The 15,224-nt window shown below is 69.7% G+C and carries 6 protein-coding genes; 2 read left to right on the top strand and 4 right to left on the bottom strand.

Features of this window, described 5'->3' with window-relative positions; translation table 11 throughout:
- Positions 1-53: 53 nt before the first annotated feature.
- From M6G08_RS20495 to M6G08_RS20510, 4 genes are all read right to left on the bottom strand, one after another.
- On the bottom strand, positions 54-5,123 hold the full coding sequence (locus M6G08_RS20495) for a class I SAM-dependent DNA methyltransferase (RefSeq protein ID WP_272588613.1): 5,070 nt from the start codon (positions 5,121-5,123) through the stop codon (positions 54-56).
- Between the two features lie 24 nt (positions 5,124-5,147).
- Positions 5,148-8,039 (bottom strand): DEAD/DEAH box helicase, encoded by a 2,892-nt coding sequence (locus M6G08_RS20500; RefSeq protein WP_272588614.1) that lies wholly within the window; start codon positions 8,037-8,039, stop codon positions 5,148-5,150.
- 163 nt (positions 8,040-8,202) lie between these two features.
- Positions 8,203-9,438, bottom strand: coding sequence for a serine/threonine-protein kinase (locus M6G08_RS20505; protein WP_272588615.1), 1,236 nt, complete (start codon positions 9,436-9,438; stop codon positions 8,203-8,205).
- Positions 9,439-9,601: 163 nt separating this feature from the next.
- Positions 9,602-11,782, bottom strand: coding sequence for an N-6 DNA methylase (locus M6G08_RS20510; RefSeq protein ID WP_272588616.1), 2,181 nt, complete (start codon positions 11,780-11,782; stop codon positions 9,602-9,604).
- 281 nt (positions 11,783-12,063) lie between these two features.
- Between M6G08_RS20510 and M6G08_RS20515 the strand changes: the two genes are divergently transcribed.
- Both M6G08_RS20515 and M6G08_RS20520 read left to right on the top strand, forming a co-directional pair.
- A complete protein-coding gene (locus M6G08_RS20515; RefSeq protein ID WP_272588617.1) occupies positions 12,064-13,296 on the top strand; it encodes a DNA sulfur modification protein DndB in 1,233 nt (410 codons plus the stop codon).
- Positions 13,297-13,458: 162 nt separating this feature from the next.
- A complete protein-coding gene (locus M6G08_RS20520) occupies positions 13,459-15,096 on the top strand; it encodes an RNase H family protein (RefSeq protein ID WP_272588618.1) in 1,638 nt (545 codons plus the stop codon).
- Positions 15,097-15,224 lie beyond the last annotated feature (128 nt).

Here is a 15,224-nt window from a genome sequence, read left to right on the forward strand (position 1 = left end):
ACGGTCGGCGCCCCTTTCGGGAGAGCGCCGACCGTTGTCATGAGGAACAGGTGTCAGGCCTCACGGCTTGCAGGCGGAGCCCAGCGACCAGCGGCGATCTCCTTGTCCAAGCGAGCTTGGAAGTGACCGTGCGCGGCACGCATCTCGGCCTCGCGGTCCGCCTTGTAGAAGGGGGCGGTGTAGCCGGCCGGGGGTGAGGTGGTCTCTGGGGTATCCAAGTAGGCCATGAGGTCAACGTAATCCTGCTTGGTTTGGCCGTATCCGTACGTATTGTGGTTCGCGGCGATTTTGCGGCCTTTTGCGTCAAAATACATCTCTGACTCGTAGTCGAAGAGGACTGGGTATCGGGACTTGTAGATCGCCACCAGCTGGTCAGCGGTAATGCCAAGCCAGACGGAAACGAGGGCGTCGAGCTCCACGAGTGCAGCGCGGCGCTCGTACTCCGTGCGCAGAGGTGTGTCGTATTCCCAGGTGTGCTTGAGGTGCGCAGCTAGTGGTTTGAGATTCATCCAAGTAGGGTTGGCCCAGCCCTCATAGCCTGGCCAGGTTGGGTCGAAAAGCTCCTCCCAAAGGGGCGCGTAGGCAACAGTCAAGGCATTCAAGCGCATGGTGCGGAGAAGGAGGGCGTGGGCTAGAGGATGGTCCGGGACGGGAGCGGGCATATTGTGGGCCTCAGCGACCCGGAGGTGCGAGCGGCCGGTGATGCGCAAAAGGTAGTCGAGCGGTAGTGAAGCCCAGAATCCCGCATTGAGAGTGGTCAGGCGATTGTCTTTCAAGGCCATCGAATTTACAGCATCGACATGTGCAGGGCCGGGTGGGATGAGAGAAGCGAAGAGACTGCGTTCGTTAGCCGAGGGAATCATGACTCGCCACGCGAGACGGTAGTACTCAGTGTAGCGACGGCCATCCCAGATATCTTGAGCTGAGTTATAGCGACCAAGATCCGCTGCGCGAATGTAATTAGAGGCAGGGATTAGACCTGCAGGGATGTTAGGAAAGTTCCAAGAAGACCAGTCATTCTTGTTCAGGCAAGGAATATTTGGTTGCTTGTTGAATGGGGTAGCTACTGCGAAGTGAGGTCCCTGGAGGATGACGTCGGAGAGCGTGGCTACGGGTTGGTTACCCCAGCGAATGAAGCCGTCCCTCTTCCCTGTCGCTTCGTGGTATCCACTGCTAATCCGGGGAGTAAAGGACGAAAGTCGCACTGCGAAGGACCCCAGAGCCTCAATGGCATTTTGCTCGGCTTGCTGGACAGGGTACAGCAACGGAGCCTCTTCGGCGTTCCCTGTAGCTCCAAACAGGGTTAGCCAGCCTGCCAGCCGTTCACGGTTTACGGTCACGATCCGCTCGCGATGTGGACGCATGTCCCAGAACCCCTTATGTTTGATTCCGGGAAGAAGGCCGCGTCCGTCATGTTCCAATGACTCTGGCAGAGTCTCTGGAGAGAACAGCCAGCTCAGATGCTGGAATTCTGTAGCTCGGCGCTCTCCGTAGATATTGATACTGAACTCATTCCTGTCCCTAATGTCGAACAGGATTAGCGAATTCATAAAGTGCGCGTGGAGTCGTAGGTGTTGGAATGTGGCGCGCCTGAGCGGACCCTCCTTGGTGCCTGAGAAATGCGTGTCAGGATGGATTAGGCCAGCCGTACCGGACTGCGTGTTGTGATTCCATACCTGGCACATGAAGGCGCGATAGAGGTTTGGTTGGGTTGACGCAAGCAGTGGGTATTGGTTTCCACTGCCCAGAATTGATACAATTCCGGAATTTGCTGCTTGCTCTTCCAGGAAATAAGAAGAATTGTGCTCGAACTCTAGGATCTCCTCTTTGCGTAGGCGCCACTCGGCTGCACTTGGCTTCTCGGCGAGTGCAAACCAAGGATCTAGCTCGGCCAGAACCAGGTCCTCCTGCCATCGAGGCCTTACCCAAGGCGGATTCCCCACCTGGAGGTCAAACCCGCCCCGTGCACCGAAGACCTGCCCGAACTCCAACTCCCAGTGGAAGAACCCCTGCCGCTCAGCCACATCCCGCGCGACCCCCGCCCACGGATACCGCGACTCCAGCGAGGTGAACCGCTCCATGCCCATCCACTCGGGCAGCTCGTCCTCGTACCGCTCAAGCTCATCCAGCGTGTCGAACTGGGCCACCAGCGAGTCCGCGGCCACGTCCTGCGTGCCCAGCAGCGACTCCGCGAAGTCCAGCCAGTCGTCCAGCGAGGCCAGCGGGATCACCGGGCGGCGTTCGCCCCGGATCTGTTCCTTGCGGCTGCCGCCCCGTGCGCCCTTCGACTTGACCTCGACGACCTGGACGTCGCCGAACAGGTCCTCCGACTCGTACGTCTCCCGCGTCGGCGCACCCGACTGGGCCGGGAGCGGGGACGGCGTCGTCGACACGGTCCACCCCGCCGACTGCGAGGCGACCTCCGCCGCCCGCGCGTACGACTCGTGCGAGCCGTCCAGCAGCGCAGCGTCCTGCACCGGCCAGAACCACAGCGCACACCACGCGTCCATCAGCGTCTTCAGGCGCCAGTACGGGGTGTCGACCGCCTCCAGGTCCGCCTTGACCTTCTCCCTCGGTACCGCGACCTCGGGAGAGCGCAGCCAGCCGTCCTCCGTGCCCCATACGTCGATGCGGCGCGAGATCTCCCGCTCGGAGATCTCCAGCCGGCGCACGACCAGCCCCCACAGGTACTCCGCCCGACGCGCCAAGCCCTGCAACCGCTTGGTCTGCGTGGCGTTGGGCGACTTGGTGATCGCCTTCCTCCAAGTGGCCAGCGCCTTCGCCTCCGTCGGGGCCAGGGCCTTGGCCTCCTTCTCGGCCGCGACCGCGCCCCACTCCTTCGCCGGGAGGAGGAAGTGGTGCACCGCGCCCTGGGGCAGCGTCGCGCCCGCCAGCGCCTCCGACAGCGGGAAGCGTTCCGGCGTCGTGCCCAGCCAGCCTCCCTTCTTCAGGCGCTCGGCGGAGTAGATCTCCCTGCGGCCGCCGATCAGCGAGTTGCCGCGCCGCAGGTGCAGGCCGAACCACGGGGCCTCCATGCCGGGGTGCATGGTGTTCAGCCACAGTGACACCTCCGCCAGCTCCACTGCCGTGTTGTTGAGGTCCACGCCGTAGGAGTTGTGCAGGGCGATGTACGCCTTGGCCTTCTGGAGTTCGACCGCGTACTTCTCCGTGTCGATCGCGACGCCCAGTTCGTCCTGGCGGCGCCGCAGGTACTCCGCCGCGACCTGGTTGATCGCCTCGTTGAGGAACGCGCCCGAGCCGAGCGCCGGCTCGCAGATCTTCCAGTCGAGGAGTTCGCGCGCCTCCGTCACCGTGTCGTCCTGGTCCAGCCGGTGCTGCAACGCCAGCTGGACCGTCACCCGGGTCAGCGACTCCGGCGTGTAGTACGAGGCCGACGTCTGACGGTCACGCCCCGACAGCCGGTACACGAACGCACCCGGCGCGTACCGCACGCGCTCCTCCACGCCCGTGTCCTCGTCCTTGTGCCGGACGAACACCTCGTCGGGGTACTCGTCGGCCTTCGTCGCCGGGACCAGCCAGGAGCCGTCCTTCGGGTCGCCGTTCTTCGCGACCTCGTACAGCTCCTCGCCCGCGACGAAGCCCGAGTAGGACATCAGGCCCTCGTACACGGCCCCGAGCTGGTTGATCCCGAGCTGGGCATACGAGATGAAGCCGCCGCGCTCCCGCTTCTTGCCGCGCGTGAGCATCAGCAGCCGCAGCACCCGGTACAGCGTCTCGTTGCGCAGCCGGGTGTCGATGAAGCGCTCGCCGCCCTCGGCCTCGCCATCCACGCGCGGGTCGGCGACGGCGTACCGGCCGATCAGCCGGATCGCCTCCGGCTCGAACAGCTTGGAGTGCAGCGGCTCGAAGCGCAGGCCCATGTCCTCCGACGTCTTCGCACCCGCCGCCTCGGCCGGCTCCGCGTCCACGCCGTGTGTGCGGCGCGGGCGGTGGCCCTCCTGGACCTTGCGGAAGAGGAGGTCCAGAGACTCGTACAGGTAGAAGCCCTGGCGGGACTTCTCGTCGACCAGGTCCCGCTCGGCGATCAGCTCGCCGAGGCGGCCCAGGCCGTAGCCCATCTGGTACTCGGGGTAGTCCGACGGCAGGATGCCCAGCTCGGGGCGGGCCTCCGCGTACAGGAGGAACAGGACGCGGTACAGGTAGCGGAGCGACTCGCGGGTCAGCTGGCGGCCCAGCTCGGGGAGTTCCTTGACCTCCTCCGGGCGGACGGCGGCCTCGCGGAGCCGGTCCAGGACCTCGTTGGCGATCAGCTCGACGCTCAGCCGCAGGCCGTCGCGCAGCTCGCTGGAGACGCCCACCGCGTGCTTCGTCGACTTGTCGAGGAGGGTGGCGAGGGGGTTCTCGCCGCCCTCCTCAGGCGTGCGCAGCGAGTCCGCGCCGAACAGGGCGGCCACCGTGTCGATCTCGCCGCCCGCCTTGGTGTCGTTGCGCTCCAGCACCCTGTCCAGCGACACCGCCAGGTAGCGGCCCTCGCCCCACGCGGCCCGGTCGGCGAGGACGACGACGCCGCCGACCAGCAGCAGGACGTAGCGCGGGGCGTCCTCGCAGGCGAACAGGAAGGAGGCGAGCTTGGAGCCCGTCCTGACCGTGTGCTGGCCGTCCAGGCGCAACTCCTCCAGCAGCCGCCCCGCACCGTCCGGGTCCAGCGCGTCGTCCGGCTCGGCCGACCAGCCGCAGTCCAGGGCGACGAGGTCCTTCTCCGCGTGCGCGACCGTCACCTCGTGGGACTGGTCGGCGCGGACGACGGTGAGTGGGCCCGGCTTGGCGTCGAAGCCGAGGGCGCGCAGTACCTCCGCGTTGAGCGCGTGGACGCGGTCGCGCCACTCGGGGGCCTCGTACGTCAAGGCGTCGTCACCGGTCGCCGCCCGCTCCTCGTCCATCGTGAAGTACGAGCGGGCCGAGAAGTACGGGCGGCGCAGTGCCCGCAGGCCGGCGCGCGGGGTGATCGGCAGGGCGCCCTCGGGGCGCTCGGTGCCGGCGGCGTCCTCCTCGCGCTGCTTCCACTCGGCGAGCAGGCCGGACTTGAGGTCCTTGGGGAGGACCTCGGCGAGGTAGTGCGCGGAGAAGTAGTCGCCGCGGTTGACCAGGGAGTCGAACGTCATCGTGGTGAACCTCTGGGTGATGGGTCAGGCGGCGGCGTGGGCCGGGGCGAGGACGGCGAGGACGCGGAGCATCGGGCGGCCGGTGGTGAGGAGGGAGTCCGCGAGGGATGCGAGACGGTCTCGGGGGGAGGGGGGTGCTGTGGGCGCGGAACCGTCACCCGCTGCCAGCGTCGGCTGCTCCCACGAGCCCAGGCGGGCCTTGTACTCCTCGATGGGCGCGCGCAGCGGTTCGTCCCATGCCTCGCGGTGCCGCTCCAGGAAGGACTCCGCGATGTCCAGGGCGCCGGGGATCGCCTCGGCGAGGCGGGCCGTGTCGTGGGCGAGGCCCGGGTTCGCCATCGTCGGGCCGACCTTCGCGCGGCTCAGGACCGCCACCATGTCGTCGTCGACCTCGCCGTCCGTGGTGACCGCCATCCACTTGACGACGGTCGGGCGGCCGAGGGCGTTGGAGTAGATGCCCTGGACGAGGTACGTGGGCTCCGGCACGTCGGCGGTCAGCACCGGGGCCTCCTGGCGGTCCAGGCGGATCAGGACCTTGTCCGTGAGCCACTCCATGACCGGGTGCAGATCGGTCAGCAGCGAGATGTCGGGCCAGCTGGACGTCGCCGAGGCGCGGGCGCGCGTGAGGCTGTGGTCCGCGAGCCGCCGGTTGAAGGTGACCTTCAGGCGGTCCCGCAGGCCCTGCTCGCGGACGTACTCCGGGGGCAGCGCCTTGAGGCGGTGGACCAGGTCGGAGGGGGGCACGAAGGAGAGCAGGCCGGTCTCGGGGTCGGTGGACAGGTCCAGCCGGGTGTGAGCGTCCGGGTAGACCTCGCGCAGCGCCTCGTCGAGGAAGTCGCGGGCGGAGGTGAACAGGTGGGGCACGTGCGCCCTGGGGACAGTCCCGGTGCCGTCGCCCGCGGCGGAGGCGCCGGCGTCCTCCTCCGGCTCGTCGCCCACCGCGCCGAAGAAGTCGGCGAGGAAGTCGTCCACGGCCTCGTCACCGCCGCCGGAACTCCGGTCGGCGTCCAGGGACTCGTCCACGTCACGGCCCCGCAGCAGATCCTGGATGAGGGACTTCTCCTCGGCCTCCGCCCGGTAGAGGCCGGACACCGCTTCCGCCGTACCCAGCGACCGGTGGGCCTCGGCCTCGCGCTCCAGCAGGCGTTCGGAGACGAGGGTGTCGTCCTTGGCGCCGTCGACGGAGCTGGTGAGGATCAGCGCGCGGAACTGCGGCTGGTGCGGCTGCCCGTAGCGGTCGATACGGCCGTTGCGCTGCTCGATGCGGATCAGCGACCAGGGCACGTCGTAGTGGACGAGCTGGTGGCACTGGCGGTGCAGGTTGACGCCCTCGGAGGCGACGTCGCCTGTGAAGAGGATGCGTACGGGGGTGTCCGCGAGGCCGAAGTCCTCCACGCACTGCATCTGCTGCTCGTCCGACAGGCCGCCGTGCATGACCCGCGCCGCCTGCTCGGCGGCCTTCCCCTTGAAGCCGAGGGCCGCCGGCACGGTCCGCGCCAGCCACTCCAGGGTCTGCACGCGCTCGGAGAAGACCACGACCCGGGTGTCGGACTTCGGCCCGACCCCGATCCGCCGCAACTGCTCCACCAAGGCCCCGAACTTGCCCGAGTCCGCTTCCGTCATGCCGGAGGCCAGTTCCAGGAGCCGGTGGAGGGCCGCGCGCTCGGCGGCCGTCGCATCCTGGTCGTCCTTCTTCTCCAGGGTCTTGATGCGCGTGCTGACCGTGGCCTTCAGCGCCGCGTGGGAGGAGAGGAAGGACTTCAGCAGCGTGTACGGGAACAGGGGGACGTCACTGACCGACTTCGAGCCGTCCGACGGCAGCCAGACCGCGGCCAGCTCCTCGAAGATCTTCTCCTCGGCGGGCGTGGCCGTCACCCGGACGGAACGGGACGGGCCCCGGTCCGCCCACTGTCCCTTCATCTGCTCCCGCACCTCGGGGCTGACCTTCGTACGGCGGATGAACAGGTGCTTGATGTCGTCGGCGCGGTAGTGCTCCGGGTCGCGGATCGCAGCCGGGTCGAGCAGGGAGATCAGCTCGGCGAAGGAGCGGGCGTCGCCGTTGTGCGGGGTCGCCGAGGCCAGGAGGAGGGCGTCCGTGTGCGGGGCGAGGGTGCGGGCGAGCTGGTTGCGCAGGGAGCCCTTGTTGATGAGGTTGTGCGACTCGTCGATGACGACCGCGTCCCAGTTGATGCGCTCCAGGTGGTGCTTGTACTGGTCGGTGTTCTTCAGCGTGTCGATGGAGACGATGACGCGCTTGAAGTACGTGAACGGGTTGCGGCCCGCTGGGATCTCCCGCTGGATCCGCTCGATGCCCACGGAGTCCAGGCGTACCAGCGGGATCGCGAACCGCGTCCACAGCTCGTGCTGGAACTGCTCCAGGACGTGCTGCGGGGTGACGACGAGGATGCGCTCGCCCCGGCCGCGACGGATCAGCTCGGCGAGGGTGAGGCCGATCTCCAGGGTCTTGCCGAGGCCGACGACATCCGCGATGAGCATGCGGGGGCGCAGGTTGCGGCCCGACAGAGCGAGTTGCGCGGGGCGCTGCTGATAGGGGAGGGCGTCCAGGAGGAAGGAGTCCGCGAGCGCCAGGCCGCGCTCGGCCTGCGGCAGCGGCGTCTTGCGCAGGACCGCTTCGAGGAACAGGCGGGAGCGGCGGAAGTTCGGCGAGTCGTCCCGCACCAGGCGAGTGCGCTTCGGGTCGAGCAGTTCGATCCGGTCGAGGCCGGTGAAGAACACCGCCTCCTGGTCGCGGACGAACTCCGAGGCGCCCACCGCCTCGACCCGGGCGCCGTCGTGCTCGGTCCGGGTCGCGTTGCGGACCAGCCACACCTCGTCCCGTACGAGGATCTGGGCGCCCGGCGGGAACTGGGCGTCCTCACCACTCGCCGTGGGAGTGGTGCTCAAGTCGGCGGTCACGCGGGTGCCTCCTGGGCGTTCGTGTCAGTGGTGTGGTTGCGTCCCGGGGGCGGGTGGCCGAGGGACGGCCATCCGGATCGGCGGGACGCGGCGCTGGAGAGTGGACGTGCGGCTGGGAGTGGTGGGACGGGGAGGGAGGGCTGGGACCGGGCCCGGGCGGGGTTCAGAAAGGGGCCTTGGCCGCATACGCGGCACGCAGCCGCTCCGCCGTCCTGCGGGCCTGTACGGAGTGCCGCAGGGTGGGCGTCGCCGCCTTGGGTTGTCCGGGTCCGGGTCCAGGTGCCGTGGGCGGACGGCTCGACGCCGGCCGTTCGCGCGGGGGGCGGGGGGACGGAGTCGGCCGGGCCGGAGGCGCCGGGGCCGGCGGGCCGGGGGCCACCAGGGTGGGAGTGGGCGCCGGGACATCGTCCGGGGGCGGTGTGTCCAGGTCGGCCGGGGTGATCTCCGTGGCCGGGGTGTCCAGCGCGGGGGCGGGCCAGGTCACGGTGGGGGAGTCGGCGGTGGACGCCGGCCTGCGCCGCTGCTCCGCCGTGTGCGCGGTGAGCTTGCGACGCGCCTGGGCGATCTTCATGCCCTGCGCCTCGATGACCGAGCGGCACCGCTGCACCACCTCGGTCAGCACCGGCCGGTCCTCGGCGTTGTGGGCGAGCATGTCGGTGAGGAGCGGCACCAGATCGTCGGGGGCACCGGACAGGTCCGGTGCCGTACCGGGGTCGGTGACCAGATGGAACACCATGTACGGGGTCGCCGCTTCGTGCGGGTAGTGACCCGTAGCGGCGAAGAGGAGCATCGCGCCCAGCGCGTACACGTCCACGGCCGCGGTCAGCGGCTTGACGCCGGCGGCCTGCTCGGGAGCCATGCAGACCGGGGTGCCGACGACCTGGTGGGGTGCCGTGAGGGAGATGGTCGACTCGGTGAAGGCGGCCAGGCCGAAGTCGATGACCTTCGGACCGTTGGGACCGAGCAGGACGTTGGCCGGCTTGAGGTCGCGGTGGAGCAGGTCCTGCGCGTGCACGGCCGACAGGGCCTCGGCGAGGATCGCGCCGAGCGCGGCGACGAGGACGGACGGGAGCGGTCCGTGCGTCTTGACGTGCCGGGCGAGATCGGGCCCGTCGATGTACTCGGTGGCCAGCCACGGCTGTTCCGCCTCCGGGTCGGCCCCCAGGAACGCCGCGATGCGCGGACCCCAGATGGTCTTCAGTACCTCGATCTCCTGCGCGAAGCGCAGCCGGGACTCGGAGTCCACGACCGACGGTTTGATCACCTTCACCGCGGCGGGCTCACCGCCCGGCGACTCTCCCAGGAAGACCTGACCCATGCCTCCCTGGCCGACCCGGCCGAGGAGTTCGAAGTCGCCCAGCACGAGCGGGTCCTCGGGATTCAGGGGCGTGATCTGCACGTGGGTCCTCGGCATTCGGTCCTGGCGAGCATCTGATCAGCGGCGATGCGCGCCTGGAGACACGGTAGTGGAAGTGGCGATCGGGTGGGGCACGTATGGCGGGATGGAGATGTCGACCACCTGAGGTGCAGGGTCTGTGGAGGGTGGGATCGGGTGGAGCGGCCTACCTCGGGGGAGTGGGGGACGGGACCAAGTGCCCCCCTGACAGCCCGCCCGCCAGCAGCCGCGCCGTCTCCTCCGCCAGGTGCGTGACCCGCGCAGCCGCCGCCCGCAGCTCCCGCACGCGTCGGAACGCCTCCCCGTACCGCCGCTGTTCCTCCAGGGGCAGCAGCGGCACGCGCAGCCGGCCCGGGCTGACCGTCAGCACCGTGCTGCCCGTCGACGCGCCCGCGATGTTGTCCTCCGCTCCCAGGACGCCGGCGAGGAACCAGGCGTCCAGGCGGGCCGGGTCCGGCCGGAACAGGTGGACCTGGTGGCCGAGCAGCGCCCCGGCGTCCACTTCGGACGCGACCCGGGCCATCGGGCCCTCCGCGCTCGCGAGCGCCCGTACGAGTACGTCTCCGGCAGCGATCACCGGCGCCGTGTCGTCGTGCAGCCCGGTCGGGTCGCCGGTGGGGTCCGACCCAGTCGCGATGTCCGAGCCCGTGAGTACCGCCCGCGTCCCGGGCCTTCTGCCGTCACCGCCGGACCCGCCGTCCGCGGCCTGGGTGCGGCTGCGCGCGCTGTCCGGCGCTGTCCGCAGCACGGTGAGCGCCCCGCCGCGCGCGAGGTCGGACACCGTCGCCGTACGCCACTCGCGGGCCGAGGAGCCCGCGGCGTTCCAGCTCGCCTGGCCGGCGGTGTGCGCGAGGGACTTCGCGGCCTCGACCAGGTTCCGGCGCGTGGAGTCGGTCTCGGCCGACAGCGCCGACGGGTCGACCCCGGCCCGTGACGCCCGGACGAGCCGTGCCGGGGTCAGGTCCACCACGTCGTCCAGCAGATCCACCACGCCGACCGCGTGTGCGACACCGGGCTCGCCCTCGAACGTGTCCGGGCTCTGCGTGAACGCCCGCCATGCGCCCAAGGCGCGCGCAGTGATCGCCTCCCAGTCCAGGGCTGCGGACCGGCTGCCGCCCCGCGCCCGCGAGGTCGCCGCTGTCCCGCCGCCTCCAGTCGTCGTCACCGTCCCCGCCGCCGTGTCCACGAACAGCACCGACTTGCGCTCGGGGCCGTCCGGCCGGGGCCGTTGCAGTACCCACACCTGGAGCCCCACGTGCAGCGGCACCGACGCGCCGGCCGGCAGCGCCACCACCGCGCGCAGGGCGCCGCTGCGTACGAGCTCCGCGCGTACGCGTCGCCCCGAGGCGCGACCGGCCGTGGCGGGCGGTAGCAGCAGGACCGCGTACCCGCCCGGAGCCAGGTGGGCCAGTGCGTGCTGCACCCAGGCCAGCTCCGACTCGGCGCGGGCCGGGACGCCGTATGCCCAGCGCGGGTCGTAGGCCAGCTCGTCGTGGCCCCAGTCGCGGACGCCGTACGGCGGGTTGCACAGCACCGCGTCGGCGAGCAGTTCGGGGAAGGCGTCCGCGCGGAGGCTGTCGTCGGTGTGAACGACGACGGTGGTATCGGGAGCCGTCAGTATCAGACTCACCGCGCTGCGCCGGGCTTGTACGGCGAGCGTGTCCTGGCCGTACAGCTCACTCGCTCCTCGGCGTGCGGCGGCCGCCAGCAAGGTGCCGCTGCCGCATGCCGGGTCCAGGACGCGGGTCGGGGAAGCAGGGACCAGGGCGGCGAGCAGGTCCGCCAGTGGGGCAGGGGTCCGGTATGCGCCGGACGCGGCGCTGTCCTCCAGTTCCCGCTCCGTGAGCACACCGAGCGCCGTCTGGGGGCCCTCGTCGCGTACACACGCGTACAGCGCGCGCAGCGCCGCCGCGTCGGTCGGCCCGAATCGGACGGCGCCGGCCGGCGGCACGGCACCGGCCACCGACGCCGCCTCGCGCTGAGCGTGGGCGACGAGATCCGCGTCCGGCGACTGGACGACGGTTGTCAGCTCCTCCGGTGAACGGCCCGCCGCCGCGAGGACCAGGAGGGGCAGGCCCTCTGACGCGGTGCTGTCGCTCTGCGTCTGCAGACGCAGGACTGTCCGTAGTTCCTCCGACGGGCTCGCCGCTGATACGTGACCGCGCGAGGCGAGCCAGGAGCGCACCGCCTCCAGGTCGTACAGCGGACTGCTCTCCGTGCCGCCGGACGGCTCGGGAAAGTCCTCGTGCCGCCGACGCCAGTTGCTGACCGTGGCACGCGTGACGCCGGCGATACGGGAGATCTCGGCGGCGGTCACCTGAGCGGACGGTGTGGGTTGCTGAGGCATGGAGGTGGTCCTGGCTCCGATGATCGAGGTGGTCACAGCGTACAGCACGACTCAACGCTGCCATGCTGATTGACACTGCTTTCACGCTTCTGCTTTCATGAAACCGCTTCCGGCGGTGAGCGTGGCTTCCCGGCGTGGAGCTCGACATTCTTGCCACAGCCATGTCCTTCAAGCCCTACAGGCCCTCTCCTTGTCCTTCCCCACCACCTCTGGCGGGGAAGGTGAAGACGGCCGCAGCAGGGTGCGGGGCGGCCGATCGACCACCATCCAGGGGGAAGCACGTGCGCCTGACCATGCCGAGCGGTACGCCGGAAGGAATCCCGCTCACCGTCATGCCGTTCCGCGAGGACGCGGTGATCGGCACCATGTCGCTCGCGACGCTCGTACGTCTCGTACCGTCGCCGCGTCAGGAGGAGGACCCTCGCGCCCTGAAGGCCGCGTCCGGGCACGACCGGCGTCACGCCGAGCTGCGCTCGACCGTGCAGCGGACGCTGAAGTCCCAGAAGGGCAAGAACATCTCGGCCTACGCCGAGTACATCGCCGCGGGCGTTCTCGGCAAGCACGGCTCCGCCTGGTCCACGCCCCCGATCACGCTGTGGCACGCGGGGCAGATCGTCGCGATGAGCGACGAGTTGGTCCCCGACTCGGGCCTGCGGACGCTGACCGTCGCTCCTGACGCCATCGTGATCGCCATCGACGGCGAGACCCAGACGACTGCCTGGCACGACCTCTACCAGGCTCCGGAATCCTTCGGGCTCACCTACGACGACCTGAGCCGACGGGTCCGTATTCCCTTCGAGCTCTACCTGGGGCTCTCCCCGGCGGACGCGCGGCAAATCTTCTACGACCGCAACGTCAAGGGCATCGACGTCGCCAAGAACCTGGCCATGTCGATGGACCAGCGCGACCTGGCCACCCGCCTCGCCCACCTCGTGGGCGAGAAGCTCGAGGTCGAGTCGAACGGTCAGCGGATGCCGTTCGGCAAGCTGGTCAACTCCGGCAAGCGGCAGCTCACCAGGGCCGACAAGGAGATCGTCACCCTGTCCGCGCTGCGGACGCTGATCGTCACCACGATTTTCGGCACCAGGGGTGTTCAGTACTCGGCGGCGAACGTCCACGAGGCAGACCTGCCGCCGAACACCGACGCCGACGAGGTGGAGAGGTTGACCGTACGGCTGGTGTCCCGGCTGATCGGGGGCCGCTTCCCGGACTTCGCCCGGCGCAGCGCGATCACCGCACCGGCCGTGATGGCAGGCCTCGGCATCCTGCTGCACCGCACCACTCCCTGGTGCGATCCCGGCCAGACCATGAGTCACGAGACGGTCGAGCACCTGCTCGCCGACGTCCGCTGGGAACGCGAACCCGCCTACTGGGACGGCGTCTGCGCCAGCGTCGGCTCCACCGGCCGGCTCAACTTCAGCGGCGGGGTGAAGGACTCCACCGGCCGCGTCGCGAGCGCGCTCCTCGATCCGCACAGCGAACTGGGCCGGAAGATCCGGGGGCGGCGGAGCTGAACAGTCCGCGCTTTGGGTCCGTCGGTGCCTCGACCTGCTCGCCGACGCCCCTGTCCGGAGGAGCGCGGTCGTGGCTCAGGCCGCGGCCCGTGCTGCCCACAGCGCGCGGTCGCACCCCGTCCACGGCACCGCTCACCACCATCCGCGACATGGGAGGTCATCATGACGATCGCCGAGCGCACCGAACTGATCCTTCACTTCGCCGACGACTTCACCGCCTTGCAGGAGGCGGTTCTCGCGCGGATGAACGGCATCTGCGCCCCGGAGGTCGCTGCGGCCTTGGAGCACACCTCGCTCGCCGGTCCCATCATCCTCGCTCTCGCCCACGCCGAGGTCCTCGCCTGTGGCGCGGTTCGGCGCGCGGAACTCTCGGCTGTGCCCCCCGAACGGCTGCGGAGGTTGCGAGTACACGCACGCAAGGTGCGACGGGCCCGGTCGCAGGCGGACTCCGCGTGCAAGGAGCAGCGTGCCCGCCGCCTCGCCGGCCTCGCCCGGCCGGTGGACTCGCTGGAGCTGCGGGTGGCACGCGTGGTGTCTCCTGCGTCCTTCGCCGAGTGCCTGCGACAAGAACTTCGTGACAGGGAGCTGCCGGACGGCACACCGCAGGCACCGGAGGCGGGCCTCGCCCAGTGGGCCTGGGACCGGAAGGCGACGGACGTTGAACTGCCCGCACCGGTGCGCGCGCTACGGGACTGTGACGACGATGCCTTCGTCCAGGCCCTGCTGCGTGATGCCCGGGAGGAAGAGAACCCGTACCTCCCGCACGACGCGGTGGTCGAACGGTGGAGCCGGCATGCCCGTGCCGCGCTGGCCTGGGGCCGCTACGCGATCGGCCGGGCCGAACGGGACGTACTCGACTCCCCTTCCTCCGAGCGGCGTACCCGGCTCGACGCTCTGGACGACGCCTACCAGGACACCGCGGTTCTCGCCGCCCGCTGTCGTGAAGCCCTGCTGCTGCTCACGGAACTCCGTGACCGGATGCGGGCCAATGCGGCGACCGGTTCCTTCGCGGGGCTCATCGCGCAGTGTCGCGCCGCGGCTCTGGTGCGCTTCGCCGACGCCGAGCCGGAGTTGTGGCACAGCGTGCGTGAGCTGACCGCGAGGCACCGGGAGCGCTGTCTCGAACAGGCCGAAGGCTGCCCGCACTGTCACCGTGCTCTCGCCACTGTCCTCACCGAGGCCCAGCCCACCGACCTGGACGAGGGTGACGATGACGGCGAACTTCCGACGGTGACACTCTCGGCCGGCGAGGAGGACCGCTACGCCGTGCTCGCCGATCTCCCCGACACGGCCGTCGTGGCCGTCGCCGACGCCGCCCTCGGTGACGAGTCCACGCTGTGCGGCTACGGCTGGGTTGTCGAAGACGGGACCGCCGGACACGGCGATTCCCTGGCCTCGAGCAGCGGCGAAGCCGAAGTCATCGGTATCTGCACGGCGGCACTCAGCCTGCTCGAGCGCCACGAGGACGCACTCGTGGTCCTCCTGTGCGACAGCGTCGAGGCGGTCAGGGCGGTCAACACAGCTCTGCACGCCGCCGACCCGACGGCCGCCCACCGCACGCTCCTCTTCCCTGAGAGCCGGCAGCTGATGGACCGCCTTGTGCGTCACCGTGATCGCGTCCAGGTCCGCTGGCTCAAAGGGCACGTAGGTCATGACCTCAACGAAACCGCCGACGCGTTGGCCCGCCTCGCACTACGCCGCGCCACCGGTCGCGTCGCTCCCTCCATGGCGCGGAAGGAGGAGGCGCGAATACTGCGCTCGATCGATTCCGGGCGTGGCTCTCTCGCGGTCGCCGCGTGAGGCCACGACGTGAGGCGGCAAGCCGACGGAGCGGGCGGAGCCCTTTGGAGCGCCAGACCGCGGGACAGTGCCGCACGGACAGCAGAAAAGTCGGCAATCCCCTTGGAACATCCACACTCCCTTCACAG

The organism is Streptomyces sp. M92 (assembly GCF_028473745.1).
GTDB lineage: Bacteria > Actinomycetota > Actinomycetes > Streptomycetales > Streptomycetaceae > Streptomyces.